Origin of the sequence: Micromonospora musae (genome assembly GCF_003626635.1) — a bacterium.
GTDB classification, from domain to species: Bacteria; Actinomycetota; Actinomycetes; order Mycobacteriales; family Micromonosporaceae; genus Micromonospora; species Micromonospora musae.
Genome location: NZ_RAZT01000013.1, coordinates 163,856 through 187,445 on the forward strand (window position 1 = coordinate 163,856; position 23,590 = coordinate 187,445).

Annotated in this window: 24 protein-coding genes; 16 read left to right on the plus strand and 8 right to left on the minus strand. The window is 72.4% G+C overall.

The features are described from left to right. The first annotated feature begins 9 nt into the window (after positions 1 to 9). From D7044_RS24750 to D7044_RS24780, 7 genes are all read left to right on the plus strand, one after another. On the plus strand, positions 10 to 1,515 hold the full coding sequence (locus D7044_RS24750; protein ID WP_120690343.1) for a Na+/H+ antiporter subunit D: 1,506 nt from the start codon (positions 10 to 12) through the stop codon (positions 1,513 to 1,515). Next, positions 1,512 to 2,117 carry a Na+/H+ antiporter subunit E gene (locus D7044_RS24755; protein ID WP_120690344.1) on the plus strand — a complete coding sequence of 202 codons (606 nt, stop codon included), beginning with the start codon at positions 1,512 to 1,514 and terminating at the stop codon, positions 2,115 to 2,117. Before D7044_RS24750 ends, D7044_RS24755 begins: the two co-directional genes overlap by 4 nt. After that, complete coding sequence (locus tag D7044_RS24760) at positions 2,114 to 2,377, plus strand: monovalent cation/H+ antiporter complex subunit F (protein WP_120677066.1); 264 nt, start codon at positions 2,114 to 2,116, stop codon at positions 2,375 to 2,377. The genes D7044_RS24755 and D7044_RS24760 overlap by 4 nt, the downstream gene beginning before the upstream one ends. Further along, the gene (gene mnhG / locus D7044_RS24765) at positions 2,377 to 2,709 is read left to right on the plus strand and encodes a monovalent cation/H(+) antiporter subunit G (RefSeq protein WP_120677064.1); all 333 of its coding nucleotides are present in this window, start codon (positions 2,377 to 2,379) and stop codon (positions 2,707 to 2,709) included. Before D7044_RS24760 ends, mnhG begins: the two co-directional genes overlap by 1 nt. A 208-nt stretch (positions 2,710 to 2,917) precedes the next feature. After that, positions 2,918 to 4,276 (plus strand): hemolysin family protein, encoded by a 1,359-nt coding sequence (locus D7044_RS24770; protein WP_120690345.1) that lies wholly within the window; start codon positions 2,918 to 2,920, stop codon positions 4,274 to 4,276. Positions 4,277 to 4,436: 160 nt separating this feature from the next. Then, entirely contained in the window at positions 4,437 to 5,501 is a 1,065-nt protein-coding gene (locus D7044_RS24775) for a hemolysin family protein (protein ID WP_120677060.1), read from the plus strand. Positions 5,502 to 5,657: 156 nt separating this feature from the next. Beyond that, positions 5,658 to 6,587, plus strand: a complete 930-nt coding sequence (locus D7044_RS24780) for a sporulation protein (protein ID WP_120677058.1) — start codon at positions 5,658 to 5,660, stop codon at positions 6,585 to 6,587. 21 nt (positions 6,588 to 6,608) lie between these two features. Here D7044_RS24780 and leuE read toward each other — a convergent pair whose 3' ends face one another. Then, complete coding sequence (gene leuE, locus D7044_RS24785; protein ID WP_120677808.1) at positions 6,609 to 7,277, minus strand: leucine efflux protein LeuE; 669 nt, start codon at positions 7,275 to 7,277, stop codon at positions 6,609 to 6,611. Next, positions 7,277 to 8,545, minus strand: a complete 1,269-nt coding sequence (locus D7044_RS24790) for a bifunctional pyridoxamine 5'-phosphate oxidase family protein/GNAT family N-acetyltransferase (protein ID WP_120690346.1) — start codon at positions 8,543 to 8,545, stop codon at positions 7,277 to 7,279. The genes leuE and D7044_RS24790 overlap by 1 nt, the downstream gene beginning before the upstream one ends. Positions 8,546 to 8,581: 36 nt before the next feature. Here D7044_RS24790 and D7044_RS24795 point away from each other — a divergent pair, with 36 nt between their 5' ends. The 7 genes from D7044_RS24795 (at position 8,582) to rny (ending at position 17,149) form a co-directional block, all read left to right on the plus strand. Continuing rightward, positions 8,582 to 9,922, plus strand: coding sequence for an aminotransferase class I/II-fold pyridoxal phosphate-dependent enzyme (locus D7044_RS24795; protein ID WP_120677054.1), 1,341 nt, complete (start codon positions 8,582 to 8,584; stop codon positions 9,920 to 9,922). 358 nt (positions 9,923 to 10,280) lie between these two features. After that, entirely contained in the window at positions 10,281 to 10,985 is a 705-nt protein-coding gene (locus tag D7044_RS24805) for a UdgX family uracil-DNA binding protein (protein ID WP_120677049.1), read from the plus strand. Between the two features lie 101 nt (positions 10,986 to 11,086). Continuing rightward, the gene (locus tag D7044_RS24810) at positions 11,087 to 12,454 is read left to right on the plus strand and encodes an MFS transporter (RefSeq protein WP_120690348.1); all 1,368 of its coding nucleotides are present in this window, start codon (positions 11,087 to 11,089) and stop codon (positions 12,452 to 12,454) included. A 4-nt stretch (positions 12,455 to 12,458) separates the two neighbouring features. Beyond that, complete coding sequence (locus D7044_RS24815) at positions 12,459 to 12,659, plus strand: DUF3046 domain-containing protein (RefSeq protein WP_120677045.1); 201 nt, start codon at positions 12,459 to 12,461, stop codon at positions 12,657 to 12,659. 184 nt (positions 12,660 to 12,843) lie between these two features. Next, entirely contained in the window at positions 12,844 to 13,890 is a 1,047-nt protein-coding gene (gene recA / locus D7044_RS24820; protein ID WP_120677043.1) for a recombinase RecA, read from the plus strand. Positions 13,891 to 13,898: 8 nt separating this feature from the next. After that, complete coding sequence (locus D7044_RS24825; RefSeq protein WP_120677042.1) at positions 13,899 to 14,606, plus strand: regulatory protein RecX; 708 nt, start codon at positions 13,899 to 13,901, stop codon at positions 14,604 to 14,606. A gap of 779 nt (positions 14,607 to 15,385) precedes the next feature. Further along, positions 15,386 to 17,149 carry a ribonuclease Y gene (rny, locus tag D7044_RS24830; RefSeq protein WP_120677040.1) on the plus strand — a complete coding sequence of 588 codons (1,764 nt, stop codon included), beginning with the start codon at positions 15,386 to 15,388 and terminating at the stop codon, positions 17,147 to 17,149. A gap of 134 nt (positions 17,150 to 17,283) precedes the next feature. On the opposite strand, the gene D7044_RS24835 is transcribed toward rny, so the two are convergent. From D7044_RS24835 to D7044_RS24855, 5 genes are all read right to left on the minus strand, one after another. Continuing rightward, positions 17,284 to 17,592 carry a hypothetical protein gene (locus D7044_RS24835; protein WP_120690349.1) on the minus strand — a complete coding sequence of 103 codons (309 nt, stop codon included), beginning with the start codon at positions 17,590 to 17,592 and terminating at the stop codon, positions 17,284 to 17,286. Positions 17,593 to 17,716: 124 nt separating this feature from the next. Then, positions 17,717 to 18,685: an amino acid ABC transporter permease gene (locus tag D7044_RS24840; RefSeq protein ID WP_120690350.1), complete on the minus strand. Its 969-nt coding sequence runs from the start codon at positions 18,683 to 18,685 to the stop codon at positions 17,717 to 17,719. Beyond that, the gene (locus tag D7044_RS24845; protein WP_120677033.1) at positions 18,682 to 19,389 is read right to left on the minus strand and encodes an amino acid ABC transporter permease; all 708 of its coding nucleotides are present in this window, start codon (positions 19,387 to 19,389) and stop codon (positions 18,682 to 18,684) included. Before D7044_RS24845 ends, D7044_RS24840 begins: the two co-directional genes overlap by 4 nt. 41 nt (positions 19,390 to 19,430) lie before the next feature. Further along, positions 19,431 to 20,315, minus strand: a complete 885-nt coding sequence (locus tag D7044_RS24850; protein ID WP_120677031.1) for a glutamate ABC transporter substrate-binding protein — start codon at positions 20,313 to 20,315, stop codon at positions 19,431 to 19,433. A gap of 57 nt (positions 20,316 to 20,372) precedes the next feature. Continuing rightward, positions 20,373 to 21,128 carry an amino acid ABC transporter ATP-binding protein gene (locus D7044_RS24855; RefSeq protein ID WP_120677029.1) on the minus strand — a complete coding sequence of 252 codons (756 nt, stop codon included), beginning with the start codon at positions 21,126 to 21,128 and terminating at the stop codon, positions 20,373 to 20,375. A 195-nt stretch (positions 21,129 to 21,323) separates the two neighbouring features. On the opposite strand from D7044_RS24855, the gene selD reads away from it, so the two are divergent. Together selD and D7044_RS24865 are read left to right on the plus strand one after the other, a co-directional pair. Then, a complete protein-coding gene (gene selD / locus D7044_RS24860; RefSeq protein WP_120690351.1) occupies positions 21,324 to 22,313 on the plus strand; it encodes a selenide, water dikinase SelD in 990 nt (329 codons plus the stop codon). Positions 22,314 to 22,560: 247 nt separating this feature from the next. After that, the gene (locus D7044_RS24865) at positions 22,561 to 23,040 is read left to right on the plus strand and encodes a hypothetical protein (protein ID WP_120677025.1); all 480 of its coding nucleotides are present in this window, start codon (positions 22,561 to 22,563) and stop codon (positions 23,038 to 23,040) included. 236 nt (positions 23,041 to 23,276) lie between these two features. Here the strand turns inward: D7044_RS24865 and D7044_RS24870 are convergent, their stop codons facing one another. Then, positions 23,277 to 23,519: a DUF2277 domain-containing protein gene (locus D7044_RS24870; protein WP_120677022.1), complete on the minus strand. Its 243-nt coding sequence runs from the start codon at positions 23,517 to 23,519 to the stop codon at positions 23,277 to 23,279. Positions 23,520 to 23,590: the final 71 nt, after the last annotated feature.

The window sequence follows — 23,590 nt, forward strand, 5'->3', positions numbered from 1 at the left end:
GGTGGCCCGGTGAACCGGCTGTTGCCGCTGCCGGTGGTGCTGCCGCTGCTCGGCGCGGCGCTGACCCTGGTGCTGGGCCGGTGGCCACGGCTGCAGCGGGGCATCAGCGTGGTCGGCCTGGCCACCACCCTGGCGGTGGCCGCGGTGCTGCTGGTCGAGGCGTACCGGCACGGACCGGTGGTGCTCGCGGTCGGCGGGTGGCCGCCGCCGGTCGGGATCGTGCTGGTCGCCGACCAGCTGGCGGCGCTGATGCTGGTGGTCTCCTCGGCGGTCACCCTCTGCGTGCTGCTCTACTCGATCGGCCAGGGTCAGGCGGATGCCGGTGAGAGCGCCCCGGTCACCATCTACCACCCCACCTACCTGGTGCTGACCGCCGGCGTGACCAACGCGTTCCTCGCCGGTGACCTGTTCAACCTCTTCGTCGGGTTCGAGATCCTGCTCGCCGCGAGCTTCGTGCTGATCACGCTGGGCGGCACCGAGGTCCGGATCCGGACCGGCTCAACGTACGTGGTGGTCAGCATCCTCTCCTCGATGATCTTCCTGGCCGCCGTGGGGCTGGTCTACGCGGCCACCGGCACGCTCAACCTGGCCCAGCTCGCCCAGCGACTGGACGCGCTGCCGGACGACGTCCGCCTGGCGCTGCAACTCATGCTGCTGCTCGCGTTCGGCGTCAAGGCGGCGGTCTTCCCACTGTCGGCCTGGCTGCCGGACAGCTACCCGACCGCGCCGGCCCCGGTCACCGCCGTCTTCGCCGGCCTGCTCACCAAAGTCGGCGTGTACGCGGTCATCCGCACCGAGACGCTGCTCTTCCCGGACGGGCAGGTCGCCCCGCTGCTGATGGTGGTGGCCGGGCTGACCATGCTCGTCGGCATCCTCGGCGCGGTCGCCCAGTCGGACCTGAAGCGGCTCTTCTCGTTCACGCTGGTCAGCCACATCGGCTACATGATCTTCGGGGTGGCGTTGAGCACCGTGGCCGGGCTCTCCGGCGCGATCTTCTACGTGGTACACCACATCACCATCCAGACCACCCTCTTCCTGGTCGCCGGTCTCGTGGAGATCCGGGCCGGCAGCACCGACCTGCGGCGTCTCGGCGGGCTGGCGCGGCTGGCGCCGCTGCTGGGCGTGCTCTTCTTCGTACCGGCGATGAACCTCGCGGGGGTGCCGCCCTTCTCGGGTTTCCTCGGCAAGCTCGGTCTGCTCCAGGCCGGGGTCGCGGACGGCGGTGCGCTGCCCGCCGCGCTGGTGGCGGCGGGCACGCTCACCAGCCTGCTCACCCTCTACGTGGCCGCCCGGGTGTGGAACATCGCCTTCTGGCGGTCGCCCCGGCTCGCCACCGACGAGCCGGCGGTGCGGCTGCCCGCGCTGATGGTGGGGGCCACCGTCGCCCTCGTCGCGCTCGGGCTGGCGCTGACCGTGGCCGGCGGGCCGCTCTTCGACGTGACCGCCGACGCCGCCCACGACCTGCGCGACCGCACCCCGTACCTCCGCGCCGTCTTCCCGGCGGGTACGCCGTGACCGGCGGGTCCGGCAGGACCAGCGGGCGGCCGGCCGGCCGGCTGCGCGGCCGGGCGGCGACCTGGCGCGACCAGGGCGTCGCGTTCGGCTGGCTGGTGCTGATCTGGAACCTGCTCTGGGGCCAGTTCACCTGGGGCAACCTGCTCGGCGGCGTGCTGGTGGGGGCCGTGGTGCTGGTCTTCTTCCCGTTGCCGCCGGTCACCTTCGGCGGCCGGTTGCGGCCCCGGGCGCTGCTGGTGCTCGTCGCCCGCTTCGTCGTCGAACTGGTGGTCGCGAGTGTGCGGGTGGCCCGGATCGCCGTGCAGCCCGGGTTCCAGCCGCGCAGCGCGATCATCGCGGTGCCGCTGCGGGTCCGCACCGACCTGAATCTGGCGCTCACCGCCGAACTGGTCTCGCTCGTTCCGGGCACCCTCATCCTCGAGGTGGACCGGGAGGCGGGAGTGCTCTACCTGCACGTGCTCGACGTACGCCGGCCGCAGGACCTGGCCGACAACCGGGCGCGGGTCCTCGAGATCGAGCGGCGCATCGTCCGGGCGGTCGGCTCGGCCGCCGAGGTACGCCGGCTGGACAGCGAACCCGACGAAAGGGAGAAAAAACCGTGACCACGTTCCTCGCCGTCGTCCTCACCGGACTCTTCTCGGCGGCCGCGCTGCTCGTGCTGGTCCGGCTCTACCGCGGCCCGTCGCTGCTCGACCGGGTGGTCGCCGCCGACATGCTGCTCGCCACGATGGTCGGCGCGGTCGCCGCCGAGGCGGCGGTGAACCGGCACGCCACCACCCTGCCGGTGCTGGTGGTGCTCTCGCTGCTCGGCTTCGTCGGCTCGATCTCACTCGTCCGCTTCGCGGCCCGCAAGGGCGCCTGATGCCGGCCACCGTCGCCGACTGGCTCGGCGCCGCCTGCCTGGTCTCCGGCGCGCTGCTCGCCCTGGCCGCCGCGATCGGCGTGCTGCGCTTCCCGGACGTGCTGGACCGGATGCACGCCGCCACCAAGCCGCAGACGCTCGGCGTGCTCCTCCTGCTGGCCGGGGTCGCCCTGCGGTTGCGTACGCCGGCCGACCTCGGAATGGTGGCGCTGGTCGCGGTCTTCCAACTGGCCACCGCTCCGGTGGCCGCCCAGATGATCGCGCGCTCCGCCTACCGCGCCGGCCGCGTGGACCCCACCCTCCTCGACGTCGACGAACTCGCCGACCGGTGAGACCCCGGAACCGGCCTTCCCGGCCGATTCGTCGCCGGACGAACCGGACAACGGGGAGGCTTCGCCGCACCTTCAGCGGGCGTACAGCCAACGCCGATAAAATGACCCGCATGATCGACTCTTCTGCCCAGGAGGGCAGCAGTAGCCAGCCGGGTCGTGCCCGGCATTCGAAGGCCCCGACGTGGTTGCGAGGAGCCCTGAGCCTCCCGTGCTGATCGTCCTGGGCCTGGTCCTGATCATCGTTCTCACCGCACTCACCGGCTACTTCGTGGCCCAGGAGTTCGGCTTCGTCGCCGTGGACCGAGGCAAGCTGCGCCAGCTCGCCGACGACGGCGACCAGCCGGCCGCCCGGGCACTCGAGGTGACCGGCCGACTCTCCTTCATGCTCTCCGGAGCCCAACTCGGCATCACCGTCACCGCCCTGCTGGTCGGTTACGCCGCCGAGCCGTACCTCGGCGCCGGCCTGGCCGACCTGCTCGGCGTCGCCGGCGTCTCCGAGACGCTCAGCGTCACGCTCTCCGTGGTGCTGGCGCTCGTCATCGCCACCGTGGTGCAGATGGTCCTCGGTGAGCTGGCTCCGAAGAACCTCGCCATCGCCCGCGCCGAAACGGTCGCCCGGGCGCTGTCCCGCTCGACCCTCATGTACCTCAAGGTGGCCGGACCGGTCGTCCGGCTCTTCGACAAGGCCGCGGTACGGCTGCTGCGTCGCGTCGGCATCGAGCCGATCGAGGAGCTGCCCAGCGGCGCCACCCCGGAGGACCTGGAACAGATCATCGCCGAGTCCCGGAACGAGGGGCACCTGGACGCGGAGATGTCCACCCTGCTCGACCGGGGGCTCGACTTCCGCGAGCTCAGCGCCGGCGAGGCCATGGTGCCGCGGGTGGACGTGCACACCGTACGCGCCGACGAGCCGGTCAGCCGGGTCGTCGAGCTGCTGGACACCGGGCACTCCCGGTTCCCCGTCCGGGGCGCCGAGGGGGTGGACGACCTCGTCGGCGTGGTCGGCATCGCCGACGTGCTCGGCGTGCCGTCGCACGAGCGGGCCACCACCCTGGTGGGCTCGGTGGCCGGACCACCGCTGCTGGTCCCGGAGACGCTGCCGCTGCCGACGGTGCTGGACCGGCTGCGGTCCGGGCACCGGCAGTTGGCCTGCGTGGTCGACGAGTACGGCGGCTTCGCCGGGGTGATCACCCTGGAGGACATCGCCGAGGAGCTGGTCGGCCCGATCCGCGACGAGGACGACCCGCCGGAGCGGGCGCCGGCCCGGCAGGCCGACGGTTCCTGGGTCGTGCCGGCCCGCTGGCGGATCGACGAGGTGGCCGACAGCACCGGCATCCTGCTGCCCGAGGCCCCCGAGTACGACACCCTCTCCGGCCTGGTCATGCGCGAGCTGGGGCGGGTGCCCGAGGTTGGTGACCGGCTCGAGATCGGCCCGGCCGCGGACGCCGAGGACGGCGCGGCGGAGCCGCGTGTGCTGGTGGAGGTGCTCGCCGTCGACCGGCACGTGGCCGACTCCGTACGCCTGCGGGTCACCGAGTCCGGCAAGCGCCCGGAGGTGTCCGCGTGAGTGCGAGGAGTGAGCTTGCGAGCCCCGCAGTCGCGAACGAAGGCGGTGCGGTGAGTGCGAGGAGTGAGCTTGCGAGCCCCGCAGTCGCGAACGAAGGCGGTGCGGTGAGTGCGAGGAGTGAGCTTGCGAGCCCCGCAGTCGCGAACGAAGGAGGGCTGCGATGAGCCCCGGGGTCGCGCTGGTCACCTCGGTGGTGCTGCTGGCGTTGAACGGCTTCTTCGTGGCCGCCGAGTTCGCCCTGGTCGCGAGCAAGCGGTACCGCCTGGAGCAGGCGGCGGCCGGTGGCGGACGGGCCGCCCGGGCGGCGCTGGACGGCGTACGCGAACTGTCGCTGATGCTCGCCGGCGCGCAGCTCGGCATCACGCTGTGCACGCTGGGTCTCGGTGCGCTCGCCGAACCGGCGATCGAGCACCTGGCCAGCCCGGTGCTGCACGCGGTGGGGCTGCCCGACGCGGCCAGCCACATCGTGGCGTTGGTGTTCGCGCTGGCGCTGGTCACCTTCCTGCACCTGGTGGTCGGCGAGATGGCGCCGAAGTCCTGGGCGATCACCGACGCGGAACGCTCGGCCATGCTGCTGGCGCTGCCGTTCCGGGCGTTCGCCCGGGTCGCCCGGCCGGTGCTCAGCGCGCTCAACGCGCTGGCCAACTCGATCCTGCGGCTGGCCCGGGTCAATCCGCAGGACCAGCTGGCGCAGGTGCACGGCCCGGACGAGCTGCGGATGCTGCTGGAGCAGTCCCGGGAGCACGGGCTGCTCGGCGCCGAGCAACACCAGCTGCTGACCAGCATGCTGGAGCTGCAGGGCACCACGGTGGCCCAGGTGATGGAGCCGTTCTCGACCATGGTGACGGTCCACCGGGACGACTCCGCCGAGCGGATCGAGCAGGTCAGCCGCGAGAGCGGCCGGTCCCGCCTGGCGGTGCTGGACGCGGCCGGCGACGTCTGCGGTCTGGTGCACGTCCGGGAGGCGGTGCGCGCCGTCACCACGGGTCAGCGGAGCACCGCCGGTGAGCTGATGGGCAGCGCCTTCACCCTGCCCGCGGAGGCGACGGTGACCGAGGCGGTGGCTGCCATGCGTGGCCGCCAGTCCCAGCTCGCCCTGGTGCGCAACGGCGGCGGGCCTACCCGGCCGGTGGGTTTCGTGGCGCTGGAGGACCTGCTGGAGGAGGTCATCGGCGAGTTCGACGACGAGACCGACCCGGTGCCGCGCGGCCGCCGGCTGAGATGAGCCGGCCCGCCCGGGTCTGACATCACCGTGAGCCGGGCGCCGGTTCCGCACGCCGCGATCCGGGCGGCGGAACCGGCGCTTCCGGCGAACCCCGAGTGACCGGGGGCGCGTTCCGCCACAGTGGGGGTGGAGGCGCGAGCGGCGGGAGGAGGTCCGGTGCCGTACACGGGGGTGTCACCGGAGTCCAGCTGGACCGGCCTGACCGTGACCACGGCGCTCACCAATCCGAGTACCCGGCCGGGGCTGCGGCTGCCCGGCCGGGTGACGGTGACGGCCGGCTCCACGGACGTGCCGGTGCGGCACGTCCGGCTCGGTCTGGTGACCACGGCCGAGCCGGACGACCCGTCGGCGCCGCGCCGCCTGGTGCAGTTCCACGGCGCGGCGCTGACCGGCGCGTTCGTGCTCCGGGCCGGGCGGGGACGGACCATCCCGTTCCAGTTCCCGATGCCCTGGGAGACCCCGGTGACCATCTTCGGCGGCGTGCCGCTGCTGAGCCTCAGGATGGGCCTGCGTACGGAGGTCGCGATCGAGCCAGAGCTCGACCAGGGCGCGATGGTGCCGGTCTTCGTGCATCCGCTGCCCACCCAGGGGCACGTGCTCGCGGCGCTGGACACCCTCGGGTTCACCCTGCGTCAGGCCGGGTTGCTCGACGCGCGGCTGCCCGGGGTGCAGCAGACCCTGCCGCTGCACCAGCGCATCGGCTTCTGGGTCGCCCCGCTCTACGCCGGGCCGATCACGGAGCTCGAACTGATCTTCGTGGCCGACTCAGCCGGCCTGGAGGTGATCCTCTGGCTGGACCGCCGGCTCGCCCTGGCCGGGGTGACCCATCAGAGCATCAGCCGTTTCCGGATCTGGCACACCGGCGCCGAGCAGCGGGACTGGGTGAGCACTGTGGACGGCTGGCTGCGTACGGCGATCAATCAGCACGCGGCGGTCGCCGCGCACTCCGACTGGTCCGCCCAGATCACCGAGTCCGCGCATGTCAGCCGCCCGCCCGACGAGCCAGTCCATCCGGGGACGGGGCTCGGCGGGACCGCGGGGGGCCCGGGGGTCGGCGGCGGGGGCGGGGGCGGCGACGGCACCTGAGCCGGCCGTACGCCCCCGACCCTAGATGCTCGCGGTCGCGAGCTTGACGCTGAAGCCCAGGAAGAGGGCAGCGATGCCGGTGGTGGCGCCCGCCGCGAGCCGTCGGCGCTGACGGAACTGCGCGGCCAGGAAGGTACCCGTGAAGATCAGCGCGGTCAGGTACAGCGCGCTGGTCAGGTGCGCGATCAGCCCGAGCAGCAGGAACGAGAGCGCCGGCCAGTGGTACGCCGGGTCGACGAACTGGATGAAGAACGAGACGAAGAAGAGGATCGCCTTCGGGTTGAGCAGGCTGATCACCAGCGCCTTGCGGAACGGGCTGCGCAGCTCCGCCGGTTGTGCCGCGTCGATCAGCCGCGGCATGGTCGGGTCGTTGCGGTCGCGCCAGCGCCGCCAGGCGCCACGCAGCATCGTCAGACCCATGTAACCGAGGTACGCCGCACCCGCGTACTTGATGACGAGGAAGAGCGGCGGGTACGCCTTCAGCAGGGACGCCACCCCGGCGGCGGAGAGGAGCATCAGCACCCCGTCGCCGAGGAAGACCCCGCCGGCGGCCCGGTAGCCCGCGGCCACGCCGCGCTTCGCGGCGGTGGAGAGCACGAAGAGCGAGTTGGGTCCGGGCAGCAGGATGATGGCGACGGTGCCCAGCACGTACGTTCCGATGTCGGTGATCCCCAGCACGCCGGCCATCATCACGCCGCCGGTGCCGTGCGACGAAGCCTTTCCCACAGCGCCTGCTGTGTGTTCGGCCACTCCTGGACGGTGAGGGCGTACTGCACGGTGTCGCGCCACGAGCCGTCCGGGCGCTGCCGGTGCATGCGCAACACCCCTTCGCGGGTCGCGCCGAGGCGCTCGATGGCCCGCTGGGAGCGCTCGTTGCGGATGTCGGTGTGCCACACCACCCGGACCGCGCCCAGTTCCTCGAAGGCGTACGTGAGCAGCAGCAGTTTCGCCTCGGTGTTGATGCCGGTACGCCACCAGGGCCGGCCGAGCCAGGTGTGGCCGATCGCCACCGAACGGCGCTGCGGGTCCACCTCGTAGTAGGAGGTGCTGCCGACCACCGCGCCGGTGGCCGCGCAGCGCTGCACCCAGGGCACCCGCTCGCCGCGGTCGTGGGCGGCCAGCGCTTCGGTGATCACCGCGGCCGTCGCGGCGGCGTCGGTCGGCACGGCCCGCGACAGGTGCCGCCAGACCTCCGGGTCGGCTGTGGCGGCGTGCAGCTCGCCCGCGTGCGCGAGCTCGAGCGGTTCGAGCGTCACGTGCTCGCCGCGCAGCACCACCGGGTCGAGCCAGGGCGAGCGCTCCGGCCACAGGTACGCCGGGATCGGGGCGGTCACGGCCGGGTCGGTCTCGGGACGTCCCCGGGTGAGCCGCAGCGGCACCACTCCGGCCCAGTGCGGCAGGCCGAGGTCCGACTCCTCCTCGCGGACTCCGCCGACGCGGCGGCGGAGCGAGACCTCGTGCAGCGGCAGCGCCAGCACCGCGGTCTCGGCCAGCTCCTTGCGGCTGGGCGGGCGGCTGTCCGCGCTGCGCCCGGCGGCGGCCTTCTCCACCAGGGCGGTCATCGCCGCGGCCTTCTCCCGTTCGTCGGTCACCAGGTGGGCGGTGCCGTGGGCGACCACGGACCGGTAGTTGGCGCTGTGGTGGAACTGGGACCGGCCGTAGATCAGCCCGTCGAGCAGGGTGACCGCCACGGCGACCGGCAGCCCGTCGCCCCGGGCGGCGAGCAGCGGCCGGCTGCCGGTGGAGCCGTGCAGGTAGAGGGTGTCGTCGACGCGTACGTGCAGGGTGGGCAGCACCCGCGGCTCGCCGTCCACGGTGAACCCGAGCACGCAGTGGTACGCCTCGTCCAGCACGGCGTGCACGCCCGCCCGGTCGTAGCTCATCCGGTCGCGGGAGCGGTTCGGGGTGGTCCGCGTGGTCCGGGGGTAGGTGGTCGGGTCGGTTCCAGGGGTGGCCATCGCGATCCGCCTTTGTTCTAGTACAATCCCATATTTGTGTCAGCACGCTATCAGGTGACCGGGGCGACGGCCGTCGAGATTTCGGCCAGCATCGAGTCCGGCATCCGCACCGCAGCCCTGCCGCCCGGGGCCGCCCTTCCACCGGTCCGGGCGCTCGCCGCCGAACTGGCCGTCAGCCCGGCCACCGTCTCCCGCGCCTACCAGGAGCTCCGCCAGCGCGGGCTGGTCGCCACCGCCGGCCGGCACGGCACCCGGGTCCGTCCCCGCCCGCCGGTGGCGGCCCGCCGTTCGGCGCTGCGCCCGCCCCCGTCGCCCGGCCTGCGAGACCTCTCCGCCGGTGAGCCCGATCCGTCGCTGCTGCCGCCGTTCGGCCCGCATCTGGCCGCCCTCGCCGCCGACGCCGGAGCCTCGATCGGCTACTCGGGCGGAGGCGTCCTCCCCGAGCTGGCCGAGGCGGCCCGCGCCCGGCTCGCCGCCGACGGCGTACCGGCCGGCGAACTGACCCTCACCGGTGGCGCGCTCGACGGCATCGAACGGCTGCTCGGCGCCCACCTGCGCGCCGGTGACGCGGTCGCCGTCGAGGATCCGGGCTGGGCCAACCTGCTCGACCTGATCGCCGCGCTGGGGCTGCGCCCGATCGGCGTACCGGTCGACGACGAGGGGCCACTGACGGCCGGGGTCTCGGCCGCGCTCAGCGCCGGGGCCCGCGCGCTGATCCTGACCAGCCGCGCGCAGAACCCGACCGGCGCCGCGATCTCCGCCGCCCGCGCCGCGGCGCTGCGGGAACTCCTCACCGGCTGGCCGGAGCTGCTGCTGATCGAGGACGACCACGCCGCCGAACTGGCCCGCGTACCGCTGCACCCGCTCGCCGGGGCGACGCGAAGCTGGGCGTTCCTTCGCTCGGCCAGCAAGCCCTTCGGCCCGGACCTGCGCCTCGCGGTGCTGGTGGGCGACGAGACCACGGTGGCCCGGGTCGCCGGCCGGACCCGGGTCGGCGCGGGCTGGGTCTCCACCGTGCTGCAACGGCTGCTGCTCGCGCTCTGGCGCGACCCGGCCGTCGCCGCGCAGGTCGACCGCGCGGCGGAGAGCTACGAACGGCGGCGTACGGCACTGCTCGCCGCGCTCGCCGAGCGGGGCATCGAGGCGCGCGGGCGAAGCGGCATCAACGTCTGGCTGCCCGTCCCGGAGGAGACCAGCGCGGTGACCGCGCTGCGCGACGCCGGCTGGTCGGTCGCGCCCGGCGCGCTCTACCGGATCGCCGCCGAGCCCGGCCTGCGGATCACGGTCAGCCCGCTCGTCGACACCGACGTCACCCCGCTCGCCGACGCGCTGGCCCGCGCCGTCCGACCGCCGCACCCGGGCGGCTTCACCGCCTGACCGGGCCGCGCCGACGTCGCCCCCGCACCCGGCCCCGGCGCGGGCGGGCCGGCCGGCCGGCGAGCGCAGCGGGCGGGAGGGGCGAGGTCACCGTGGTCGACCCGCCACGGGGGCGTCAGGCGGGAACGGGCGGGTAACCGCGGTGCGGGAGGTGGGCGTCCATGGCGTCTTCGGGAGCGAGGAAGGGAATCTGGGTCGCGATCGCCGTGGCGGTCATCGCGATCATCATCGTGATCGTCGTGGTGGTCTCCGACGGTGCCGGCGGCCGCCCCTGAACGAGGACGACCGGGCGTCCGCGCCGGACGCCCACCGGTCGGGTATCCGGCATCGATCCCGGAACGGGTATATAACAGTCGGCATGGCCGAGCAGACCGCTAACGCCCCCGGCGCCCAACGGTTCATCCCGCCCGGGGCGGAGAGCCTCGACGAGCTGCGCACGGCGGCCGCCGACTGCCACGGCTGCGAGCTCTACCGCGACGCGTCGCAGACCGTCTTCGGCCGGGGCGACGAGAGCGCCCGAGTGGTGTTCGTGGGTGAGCAGCCCGGCGACATGGAGGACCAGAAGGGGCTGCCCTTCGTCGGCCCGGCCGGCCGGCTGCTGCGGCGGGCCGTCGACGACGCCGGCCTCGACCCCGCCTCGATCTACCTGACCAACGCCGTGAAGCACTTCCGATTCGAGCTGCGCGGGAAGCGGCGCATCCACCAGACGCCGGACCGGGTGCACATCACCGCCTGCCGGCCCTGGCTGGTCGCGGAGTTCGCCCGCCTGCGTCCGGCGGTCGTCGTGGTGCTCGGCGCCACCGCCGCCAAGGCGCTGCTCGGGCCGGCGTTCCGGGTCACCCGGCAGCGCGGCGAGCTGCTGCCCTGGCCGGACTCCGCCCAGCACCCCGAGGACTTCCGGGGCGTGCCCGTGGACAGCGCCGGGAAGCGGGCCGACACTCCGCCGGCCCAGCTGCTCGCCACCATCCACCCCTCCGCGGTGCTGCGCGCCGACGATCACGACAAGGCGTACGAGGGGCTGGTCACCGACCTCACCGTCGCCGCCCGCGCCCTCGCGACCTGACCGGGCGGGCGTCGGCCCGGCCCTCGCCCGGGCACCGGCGACCGCCGGTCGTGCGCGAGGATGGGCGGCGTCATACCGCCGTACCCACCCCGGAGCCGCCGATGGCCACCGAACTGACCGCGTCGACGCCGGTCCGCCCGGACGTCGCGCCTATTCAGCGGCGTACGCTGCGGCTGCTCTTCGGCACCCAGATCGTCGGCGGGATCGGTGTCACCATCGGCATCTCGGTGGGGGCCCTGCTCGCGGCGCGGGTCGCCGGCACCGCGCTGGCCGGTGTGGCGCAGAGCGCCTCCGTGGTGGGTGGTGCCCTGCTGGCGGTCCCGGTCACCCGGATCATGAACGGGCACGGCCGCCGCCCCGGGCTCGCGGTCGCGTACCTGGCCGGCGCCGTCGGGGCGGTGCTGGTCGTGCTCGCCACGGTCACCGGCTTCGTACCGCTGCTCTTCGTCGGCATGCTCTTCTTCGGCGGCGGGACCGCCGCCAACCTCCAGGCCCGCTACACGGCCGTGGACCTCGCCGAGCCGGCTCGGCGGGGCCGCCAGCTCTCGCTGATCGTCTGGGCCACCACGATCGGCGCGGTGGCCGCCCCGAACTTCGCCGACCTGGCCGACCACGCCACCACCGGCTGGGGGCTGCCCCCGCTGGCCGGCCCGTTCGCGTTCAGCGCGGTCGCGTTCGTGCTCGCCGCCGGTGTGCTCCTGGCGTTGCTGCGCCCCGATCCGCTGTTGACCGCGCGCCGGCTGGCCACGCCCGCTGCGCCGGTGGCGGCCGGCGCCGCGGCCGAGCTCCCCCCGCCGGCCGAGGCCACCTCCGCGCCGGCCGAGGCCACCTCCGCGTCGGCCAGGACCGCCCGGCGCGGTGCCGGGATGCGTGCGGCCTGGCGGGTGGTACGCGGCCTGCCCGCCGCCCGGCTCGGCATCGTCGCGGTGGCGGTGGGTCACACGGTGATGGTGGCGGTCATGTCGATGACCCCGGTCCGCCTCGGTGAGTCGCACGGCGACGCGGACGTGCTGCGGGTGGTCGGCATCGTGCTGAGCCTGCACATCGCCGGGATGTACGCGCTCTCGCCGGTGGTGGGTTGGCTCACCGACCGGCTCGGTCGGCGGGCGGTGATCCTCGTCGGCGTCGCGCTGCTGCTCGCCGCGTGCGCGGTCGCCGGTACCGCGGGGCACCACACCCCCCGCCTCTCGATCGGTCTGGTCCTGCTCGGGCTGGGTTGGTCCGGCACCATGGTGGCGGGCTCCACGCTGCTCTCGGAGTCGGTGCCGGCGGCCGTCCGGCCGAGCGTGCAGGGCTTCTCCGACCTGACGATGGGGCTGGCCGGCGCCGTGGCCGCGGCGGTCAGCGGGTTTGTCATGCGGGCCGCCGGTTATCCCGTCCTCACCCTGCTCGCCGCGGTCGCCACGGTGCCCCTGGTGGCGCTAGCGTTGCGGCCGGTGCCGGCGGGGGCACCGGACGAGGAGGAGTGATCACGTGCGGCTGACCGACTTCTGGACGCGGCTGGAGGAGGCCTTCGGCCCCGGCTACGCGGCCAGCATCGCCAGCGACCAGGTGCTCTCCCAGCTCGGCGGACGGACCATCGAGCAGGCCCTCGCCGGGGGTGAGGAGACGCACGTGGTGTGGCGGGCGGTCTGCGCGGCCTACCCCGACCGGGTGCCGGCGCGACTACGCTGAGCAGCGTTTTCCACCGGTCCGCGTGTCGCTTGCCGACTCGTACACCTGTTCGGCTATTGTCCACAGCGGGGTGCTCGTCCACAGCTCGCGGCCCGTCGGCTGGTTTTCTGTCGGACCCAGCGCCTAGCGTGTCCGCGTGACGCGAAGCTCAGCAAAGACGCCGGCGAAGGCAGGGGTGGCAACGATGGTGGCAGCGCCTGACCGGGAGAAGGCACTCGACCTTGCTCTCGCTCAGATCGACAAGCAGTTCGGCAAGGGCTCGGTGATGCGTCTGGGGGAGCGGCCGGTCGTCCAGACCGCCGTGATCCCGACCGGTTCCATCGCGCTCGACGTGGCGCTCGGTGTGGGCGGCCTGCCTCGTGGCCGGGTCATCGAGGTCTACGGCCCGGAGTCCAGCGGTAAGACCACAGTGGCCCTGCACGCGGTGGCCAACGCCCAGCGGGCCGGTGGCATCGCGGCCTTCATCGACGCCGAGCACGCGCTCGACCCGGAGTACGCCAAGGCCCTCGGCGTCGACACCGACGCGATGCTGGTGTCCCAGCCGGACACCGGCGAGCAGGCGCTGGAGATCGCGGACATGCTGATCCGCTCGGGCGCGCTCGACATCATCGTGATCGACTCGGTGGCGGCCCTGGTGCCGCGCGCCGAGATCGAGGGTGAGATGGGCGACAGCCACGTGGGTCTCCAGGCCCGGCTGATGAGCCAGGCGCTGCGGAAGATCACCGGTGTGCTCAGCAACACCGGCACCACGGCGATCTTCATCAACCAGCTCCGCGAGAAGATCGGTGTGATGTTCGGCAGCCCGGAGACCACCACCGGTGGACGGGCGCTGAAGTTCTACGCCTCGGTCCGGCTCGACGTCCGCCGCATCGAGAGCCTCAAGGACGGCACGGACGTGGTCGGTAACCGCACCCGGGTCAAGGTCGTGAAGAACAAGGTCGCCGCGCCGTTCAAGCAGGCCGAGTTCGACATCATGTACGGCAAGGGCATCTCCCGCGAGGGCTCGCTGATCGACGTCGGTGTGGAGCAGGCGATCATCCGCAAGTCCGGCGCCTGGTACACCTACGACGGCGACCAGCTCGGCCAGGGCAAGGAGAAGGCCCGGGAGTTCCTCAAGGAGAACCCGGACGTGGCGGCCGAGATCGAGAAGAAGATCCTCGAGAAGCTCGGCGTCGGGGTCGGCGCGGGCGACGCCGCCGGTGGCCCGGAGCTGCCGCCGGTCGACTTCTGACCTGAACTGTGGCAGGACGACGAGCCCGTGCGGGGCGAGGCTGGGATGCCAGCCCACCCCGCCCGGGCGACGACCCCAGCACGCCGCGCCCTCGTCGTGGTCGGCGGGGCAGGGCCGAGGAGTCTGATCCGGAGGCGGCGGCGGCTGCGCCCGCCCCGCCCCGGGACGAGGCCGAGGTTGCCCGGGAGATCTGCCTGCGGCAGCTCGCCGTGCGGCCGCGTACCCGCGCCGAGCTGGCCGGGGCGCTCACGAAGCGGGGCATCTCCGAGGAGGTGGCCGCTCAGGTCCTCGACCGCTACGACGAGGTCGGCATCATCGACGACGCCGCGTTCGCCCGGGCCTGGGTGAGCAGCCGGCACGCGGGGCGGGGCCTGGCTCGCCGCGCGCTCGCCAACGAGTTGCGCCAACGCGGCGTCGACGGTGAGGTGGCGAGCGAGGCGCTCGGCGAGCTCAGCGAGGAGGCCGAGGCGGAGACCGCGCGGGCGCTGGTCGAGCGGAAGCTGCGCACCGCCCGGGGTGAGCCGGACGCGGTCTTCCGCCGCCTGGTGGGGATGCTGGCCCGCAAGGGCTACCCGCCGGGAGTGGCGATCCGAGCCGTCAAGGAAGCGCTCGCCGCGCAGAGCGCCGAGGCCGCCGAGTTCGCCGAACAGATCGACGCGGACGCCCTGGCTGAGGCGGAGGGTGAGATCGAGCGCGACGGTCGGGCGACCGGCTGACCGGTCTCGCGCTGGCGCGCGGTGATCGACTCGGTTTCCTTGATGTCGCGGTGTCTGGGCCGCGTGATGCCCCGACTTCAAGGAACCCGAGTCGCGGCTGGCGGTTCGGGATGTGACGGGTGGCATCCTCAGGCCGGAATCGTGGCCGGGGCGCCGGTCCGGCGGGTGGCGTCTCGACTCGTCCTCAGTGAACTCCCGGTGACCGGCGAGCGAGCTGCCCGACCTCCGCGGTACCTGAGTCGATCACGCGCGGAATCAGCCCACTGGCGGGACGTGACGTCATGCTCGGCGCCGTGGCGAGCGACGGTGACGGGGCGATGGTCGACCGCCGGTGGTGTTTGTCCGCTGGTGTCCGGCGCATGGTGAGCGCTGGGTGACGGGGCAACTTCTCTCCGTTCGGGGGGTTTGATCATCACTCCTTGACCAGACCACCCCTGGCGACCTAGCCTCGCCATACAGGCTCACATTGCCCGACCAGCGCAGGCTAAGCGCACAACATAGATCGCGTAACGGAAGAACAACACTTTGGTCGGCTCGCCCGACCTATGGCGGCAGCTCCGGACAGGCCGGTCCGGAGCTGAAGCGACAACTGCACCAGGCCACCGGCGATGCCCGCGAGCACCGCCGGTGGAGGAAGCTACCCACGGCCAGTCGCTCCGGTCGGGCGTCCGAAGCCGCAGGAGCGTGCCTCCGGCACGGTTGCTGCGGCGCCGACGTTCAGGGGAGGCGGCCATGGCGGGACGGCACAGGTTGACCGGTGGTCCGCGCGGAGTCCCCGCATGAGCGCCTTCGACACGGTGCTCCTGGTCGTGGTCCTGATCCTGACCCTGGTGGTCGTCGGCGCGCTGACGGTCGGCCTGCGGACCCTGCGCCAGCTGGGCGGCGCCCGACCGGCGGACCCGGCCTTCATCGCCGAGAAGGACCGCCAGGAGCAGTCCCTGGCGGCGCTGCGCAACGCGGCCGACGAGGCGAACAGCACCATCGACGTGGCGAAGTCCGCGGCGGCTGCGGCGCGCGCCGAGGCCGCGGCCGCGAAGGCGGAGGCGAAGGCGGCTCGGGCGGAGGCCCGCCGGATGCTCGACGACGCCCGCGCCGAGGCCGACACCGTCCTGGAGCGTGCCCACAAGCAGGCTGAGGCCGACGCGGAGCAGCTGCGCACGGCCGCCCGCCGCGGCGGCGAGCGGGAGGTCGCGGTGCTCGCCGCGACCACCCGCGAGCAGGCCGCCGAGGTGGACCGACGGGCGGCCCGGATGGACGAGCGGGAGCGCCTGCACACCGAGGAGGTCGAGCGGCTCGCCGAGCGCGAGCGGCAGCTGAGCGCCGCGAGCGCCGCGCTGGCCGCCCGAGATGCCGCGCTCGACCAGCGGGAGGCCGGCCTCGCCGAGGCGGAGCTGCATCGTCGCCGCGAGCTGGAGCGGGTCGCAGGGCTCACCGCCGAGGCCGCCCGAACGGAGCTGATCGAGGCGATCGAGGGCCAGGCCAAGCGGGAGGCGGCGCTGCTGGTCCGCGACATCGAGGCCGACGCGCGGGGCACCGCCGAGCAGCGGGCCCGCCACATAGTCGTGGACGCGATCCAGCGGGTGGCCAGCGAGCAGACCGCGGAGAGCGTGGTCAGCGTCCTGCACCTGCCCGGGGACGAGATGAAGGGCCGGATCATCGGCCGGGAGGGGCGCAACATCCGCGCCTTCGAGTCGGTGACCGGCGTCAACCTCATCATCGACGACACCCCGGAGGCGGTGCTGCTCTCCTGCTTCGACCCGGTCCGCCGCGAGGTCGGGCGGCTCACCCTGGAGAAGCTGGTGCTCGACGGGCGGATCCACCCGCACCGGATCGAGGAGGTCTACGACCTGGCCCGGCAGGAGGTCGAGCAGCTCTGCCGGCGGGCCGCCGAGGACGCGCTCGTCGAGGTCGGCATCACCGAGATCCACCCGGAGCTGATCACCCTGCTGGGCCGGCTGCGCTACCGGACGTCGTACGGGCAGAACGTGCTCAAGCACCTCGTCGAGACCGCTCACATCGCCGGCGTCATGGCCGCCGAGCTGCGCCTGGACGTGCCGCTCATCAAGCGGTCCGCGTTCCTGCACGACATCGGCAAGGCGCTCACCCACGAGGTGGAGGGGAGTCACGCCATCATCGGCGCCGACCTGGCCCGCAAGTACGGCGAGAGCGAAGAGGTGGTGCACGCAATCGAGGCGCACCACAACGAGGTGCAGCCGCAGACCATCGAGGCGGTGCTCACCCAGGCCTCCGACGCCTGCTCCGGCGGTCGGCCGGGCGCGCGGCGGGAGAGCCTGGAGGCGTACGTCAAGCGCCTGGAGCGGATCGAGGAGATCGCCGGCGGCAAGGGCGGGGTGGAGAAGGTCTTCGCCATGCAGGCCGGCCGCGAGATTCGGGTGATGGTCAAGCCGGAGCACGTGGACGACATCGGCGCGGCTGTGCTCGCCCGGGACGTGGCCAAGCAGATCGAGGAGGAGCTGACCTACCCCGGTCAGATCCGGGTGACGGTGGTCCGCGAGTCCCGGGTCACCGAGATCGCCCGCTGACGGGGCGCCCTTGAAGAACCACGGCGGCTCCCCGGACATGCCGGAGCCCGGCAGCGCTCCGCAGCGGTGTGCAGCCGGTTGAGCCGCTCGTCGGCACCGCCGCTGCCCTGGTGCGGGAGCGGCGGTGCCGATGATCATGGACGGCGGGCGGACCGGAGGGTGAGCGCCGTGCAGGCCACCGCGACGGCCAGACAGAGGAACACGATCGGGTTGACGTACGCGGGAACCAGATCCGTTGTGGTGCCGTCCGCGTAGCGGCAGAGGTGCCGCAGTGGCAGCCAGTCGGCGCTGGTCGAGGTGGAGTCCAATGGCTTGGCGGGGCAGTACTCACTGGTGGCACGGAGGTCGAGGAAGTGCCCCGCCCACACTCCGTGCAGGTAGACGGCTACGGCAGCGGACGGCGCCGCCACCATTCCGAGGGCGACCCGGGCGACAGTGTTCATCGACTTGGATTCTGCCTCCCGCGTGGGGCGCTCAGTCGTAGGGCGGGTGCCCGGGTTGGGAGAACAGATACGTGAAGGGCCGGCCCCGAACTGCGGGCCGGCCCTTCACGCCGTCAGGTGGGCGTCAGATTCCCTGGCCGGAGCTCTCCGACTGGGAGGCCAGCGCCGCGGGCGGCGGGTTCTGCGCCGGGGTGCCGGCCGTCTTGCGGCCCCGGGCGAGGCGGCGCTGCACGTACTGGGCGAGCTTCGACAGCGAGTAGTTGACCGCGATGAAGAGCACGGCGATCACCACGTACACCTGGATCGGGTTTTCCAGGGCGCCGATGATCTGCTTGCCGATGTTCAGGGTCTCCTCGTAGCTGATGATGAAGCCGAGCGAGGTGTCCTTGAGCACCACGACCAGCTGGCTGATCAGCGCGGGGAGCATGATCCGGAACGCCTGCGGCAGCAGGATCATCCGGGTCGTCTGCAGCGGCGAGAGACCGATCGCGGCGGCCGACTCGGCCTGGCCGCCGGGCAGACCCTCCATGCCGGAGCGGAGGATCTCGCCGATCACCACCGAGTTGTAGATGGTGAGGCCGATGACCAGGTACCAGAGCGTCTCGAAGGTGACGCCGAACTCGGGGAAGCCGCGCGCCACGAAGAAGATGGTGATGACGACGGGGAGCCCGCGGAACACCTCGACGCAGACCCGGGTGACCGCCGACAGCACGAGGCTCAGCCCGCGCAGCAGGTACGACAGCGGCGTGGCGAGCCCGGTGAACCGGCGCTGGGTCAGGCTCTTGAGCTGGATCCGCAGCACCGCCAGGAGCGTGCCGACCACCAGCGAGGAGGCGATCGCGAGCACCGCCGCGATCAGGGTGTTCTTGAGGCCGAGCCCGATCCGCTTCCAGACCAGCGAGAAGTTCTCGTTGGAGGGGTCGACGAGCGGCCCCCACAGCTCCATCGAGAACTGGCCCTTGTCGTCCAACGGCCGGTAGATCAGAAAGTACACGCCGACGGCCACCAGCACGATGGCGACGAGGCTGCTGACGAGGGTGATCCGGCGCTGCCGGGGCCCGGGTACGTCGTAGAGGACGGTCTGCTGGCTCATCGGGCCACCGCCTGCCGCTTCTCGATCCGGTCGAGGAGCGCGCCGAGGGGGACGGTCATGATCAGGTATCCGATCGAGATGCCGATGGCGACGGGGATGAAGGCGTAGCCCTCGGCCCCGGTGAGCTGGTCGGCGGTGGCCGACAGATCACCGACCACGCCGAAGAAGCCGATCAGCGCCGAGTTCTTGATCATCGCGATGATCACCGAACCGAGCGGCACGATCGAGGCCTTCCAGGACTGGGGCAGCACCACGTAGCGCAGGTTCTGTCCGAAGGTCAGGCCCAGCGACCGGGCGGCCTCGGCCTGACCGGCCGGCACCGCGTTGACCCCCGAGCGCAGCGCCTCGCAGACGAACGCCGCGGTGTAGAGCACCAGCGCGATCAGCGCGAAGCGGAAGTAGGGCAGGTCCGTGCCGAGCCGGTTGAAGAGCGAGTCGAGGACCGGGATTCGCAGGAAGTCCGCGTTCGAGCCGAGCGCCGGCAGGCCGAACGCGGCGAAGAACATGACCACGGTGAGTGGCAGGTTCCGGAAGGTGTTCACGTACGCGGTGCCGACGGCTCGCAGCGGCGGTACGGGTGAGATGCGGAGCACCGCCACGACGGCGCCCAGGATCAGGGCGCCGATCGCGGCGAGTACGCAGATCTGGAGGGTGAGCCAGAAGCCCCCCGCGAAGACGTCGAACTTGTCGATGAGCACACTCACGGGTCGGACTTCCTCCCCACCCTCCGGATCAACGGGTCAGATCAGTAGCGGTTGATGGTCGGCGCGCTGCCCAGCTCGGCGCCGAACTTGCCGGCGGTGTCGTCCCAGGCCTTCTGCCAGCTGCCGTCGCCGTACGCCTTCTCCAGCGTGTCGTTGACGAAGGTGCGGAAGTCGGTGTCTTCCTTCTTCACGCCGATGCCGTACGGCTCCTTGGTGAAGTTCTCGCCGGCCAGCTTGAACGAGGCCTCGTCCTTGGCGATGTAGCCGAGCAGGATCACGTTGTCGGTGGTCACCGCGTCGACCTGGCCGCCCTTGAGGGCGTCCCGGCACTTGTCGTAGGTGTCGAAGAGCACCAGCTGGGTGGCGACGTCCTTGACGTGCTTCTTGATCTCCTCGGCCGGGGTGGAGCCGGTGACCGAGCAGACCTTCTTGGCGCCGTCCTTGAAGGAGTCCGGGCCGGTGATCGTGGTGTCGTCCTTCTTCACCATGATGTTCTGGCCGGCCTCGTAGTACGGGCCCGCGAAGGCGACGCGCTCCTTGCGCTTGTCGTTGATCGTGTAGGTCGCGGCGACGAGGTCGACCGTGCCGTTGACGATGACGTCCTCACGGACCTTCGAGGGGGCCTCGACCCACTCGATCTTGTCCTCGGGGATGCCGAGCTCCTTGGCGATGATCTTCGCGACCTCGACGTCGAAGCCCTCCGGCTTGCCCGACAGGCCCTTGAGGCCGAAGCCCGGCTGGTCGAACTTGGTGCCGATCTTGATGGCCTGGGCCTTGTTGAGCCGCTCCATCGTGCTGCCGGCCGCGAACGACTTGGTCTCCCCGCCGCTGCCGGTACCTTCACCGGACCCGTTGTCGCCACAGGCAGCCAGCCCGAGGGCGAGGGTCGCGGCCGCCGCGACCGCCGCCACGCGCTTCATACGCATACTCTTCTCCTTCTTCGACGAAGCCCGCCGACGGATGGCGCGCTCCTGGGTGGACGCCTAGTGCGTGAGGATCTTGGAGAGGAAGTCCTTGGCCCGCTCGCTGCGCGGGTTGGCGAAGAACTCGGCCGGCGGAGCATCCTCCACCAGCTGGCCGTCGGCCATGAAGATGACCCGGTTGGCCGCGTGCCGTGCGAAGCCCATCTCGTGGGTGACCACGACCATCGTCATGCCGTCGCTCGCCAGCGACGTCATCACGTCCAGCACCTCGCCGACCATCTCCGGGTCCAGCGCGCTGGTGGGCTCGTCGAAGAGCATCGCCTTGGGCTGCATGGCCAGCGCGCGGGCGATCGCCGCCCGCTGCTGCTGGCCGCCGGAGAGCTGGGCCGGGAACTTGTCGGCCTGGTTGGCGATGCCGACCCGGTCGAGCAGCGCCATGGCGCGCTCCCGGGCCACCGCGGGCTTCTCCTTGCGGACCTTGATCGGACCGAGGGTCACGTTCTCCAGGATGGTCTTGTGCGCGAAGAGGTTGAACGACTGGAAGACCATGCCGACCTCGCTGCGCAGCTTGGCGAGGGCCTTGCCCTCAGCCGGCAGGGGCTGCCCGTCGAAGGTGATGGCGCCGGAGTTGATCGGTTCCAGCCGGTTGATGGTCCGACACAGCGTCGACTTGCCCGAGCCGGACGGTCCGATCACCACGACCACCTCGCCGCGGCCGACCGAGAGCGAGACCTCGTCGAGCACGTGCAGCGGCCCGAACCACTTGTTGACCGAGTCCAGCACGATGAGCGGTTCGCCCGTCGTCACGTAGTCCACCGTCCCTGTCGTCTCCCGCTCGGGGCCGGTTGACCCCTGGTTGGGCAACTGTAGGCGGCGAGTTGTGGCGGAATGCAACTCAGTTGGTCACGGAGCGGTAACACCCACCGCGGCCGGCGTCGAGTGTCCGGTTTCGACCAGGCGACTTGTCCGGCACCTGTAGCGGTGACCTTCCGACGCGGCGATCATGTGTGAATGACCGAACCGGTACGGCTGACCCGATACGCCCGAGGCGGCGGCTGCGCGTGCAAGATCCCACCCGGTGAGCTCGAAGCGATGGTCGCCGGGCTCGCACCCGCGACCGGCACCGCCGAGCTGCTGGTCGGCCTGGACCACGGCGACGACGCCGCCGTGGTCCGCCTGGACGAGCGGACCGGCCTCGTCGCCACCGCCGACTTCTTCACCCCGGTCGTCGACGACGCCTACGACTGGGGGCGTATCGCCGCGGCCAACGCGCTCTCCGATGTGTACGCGATGGGCGGTACCCCGCTGGTGGCGCTGAACCTGCTCTGCTGGCCCCGGGACGTACTGCCGATGGAGTTGGCCCGTGAGGTGCTGCGCGGCGGGCAGGACGTGGCCCGCGAGGCGGGTTGCCATCTCGCCGGCGGGCACAGCGTCGACGACGACGGCCCGAAGTACGGGCTGGCGGTCACCGGGGTGGTCCGGCCGGAGGAGCTGATCACGCTGGAGGCCGGCCGGCCGGGGCAGCCGTTGTCGCTGACCAAGCCGCTCGGCGTCGGGGTACTGAACACCCGGCACAAGGCCACGGGTGAGGTGTTCGCCGAGGCGGTCGCCTCGATGAGCGCGCTGAACCGGGACGCCGCCCGCGCGGCGGTCGCCGCGGGGATCCGGTGCGGCACGGACGTGACGGGCTTCGGTCTGCTCGGGCACGCCTCGAAGCTGGCCCGGGCCAGCGGCCTCACCGTGGCGATCGACGCGGCCCGGGTGCCGTACCTGGCGGGCGCCCGAGAGGCGGTGCGGGACGGATACGTCAGTGGCGGAAGCCGCCGCAACCTGGAGTGGGTCACCCCGTGGACCGACTTCGGCGCGGCGGGAGAGGAGGAGCGGCTGCTGCTGGCCGACGCCCAGACCTCCGGCGGACTGCTGGTGGCGGGGGAGCTGCCCGGTGCCGCGGTGGTCGGTGAACTGCTGCCGCGCGGCGAGCAGCTGGTCGTCCTCCGCTGAGGGGTGTCCGGGGGGCTCGTCCGACGTGATTCCGGGCGTCTGACGGCCCGGTGCGGCGGCGCGGGAAGCCGCACCATACCCGATAAACTGTCATCTTCCCGCTACTCCGAGCGATGCGGTGGCGGGAAATTTTGCCCGGAATGGTCACAGACAGGTAACTTGCCCACGGCTGGGGTCAAATGCACCGCACCATCGTCAGTAAGGCCCGATCCGGAGGCCGGTGGGACGAACGCAGCGAGGAGGCGGCATGACCGAGCTGTGGAACTGGAGAATCGACCAGGTACGACCCGTGGAGGTCTACCCGGCGCTGGCCGAGGCGCTCGGCCGGGTGGTGATGCCCCTGGCGATCGCCGACCCGGCTCGACTGCCCGCGTACGCGGTCATCTGCGACGTCTGGCAGGCACCGGGCGAGTTCGCCACGATCGTTGACTGCTACGGGGTGCCCGACGGGCTCTCCGAGCACGCCAGCATCGCCGCGCTGGCTCGGCTGCTGGACCACAGCTGCCTGCTGCGCGACGACACGCTCGACGCCGGACGGCATCTGCTCGTCGCCCCCGACGGCACGATCCGACCGGTGCACTTCGACGTCCGGGAGACCGACGACGGCGAGATGCTCACCAATCAGCGCCTCTGCACCGAGGCCGATCCGGGCTGCCGCGGCTGGTCGCAGTGCCACCGCTCGCGGTGGGCCCCCGACACGGTCGCCCCGGCGCTCGCCGCGGCCTGACCGGCGCATCCCCGCCCGGCGAATCCGGGCGGGGATGACGGTCGGAAGGGCGTGGAACCGGCCGGGGTGCTTAGGGCGTGTGTCAAAGTCCCTGGCCGGCCTGCGGCGGGCCCAGACGACGACCGGCGGCGTCGGCGCTTCGTCCGGATACAACACCGGTATCCGAACGAATCCCCGCCTTGCCGGACCGCCGCCTGGACTCCGCCTCGGCTCGACCGAGGACTTCGACACACGCCCTAGGATCCGGCCGCGGCGGTGGCCCCGCCCGACCGTGCGCCGCGCACCACGAGCTGGTCGAGCAGGGTGGCGGTGGCGGCGGCGACCGCAGCCACCGCGGCGTCGAAGGCCTCCGCGTTGTGCGGGGCCGGTGCGCGGAAGCCCGAGATCTTCCGGACGTACTGCAGCGCGGCGGCGTCGATGTCCGCCGGCGTCACGTCCGGGACGTACGGCTCCCGCAGGGTCTTGATGCTCCGGCACATGCTTAGCTCCTCCTCGCCCGACCACGGTCTGCACAAGCGGTGCTCGGTGTCGCACCGACGGTGACAAGCGG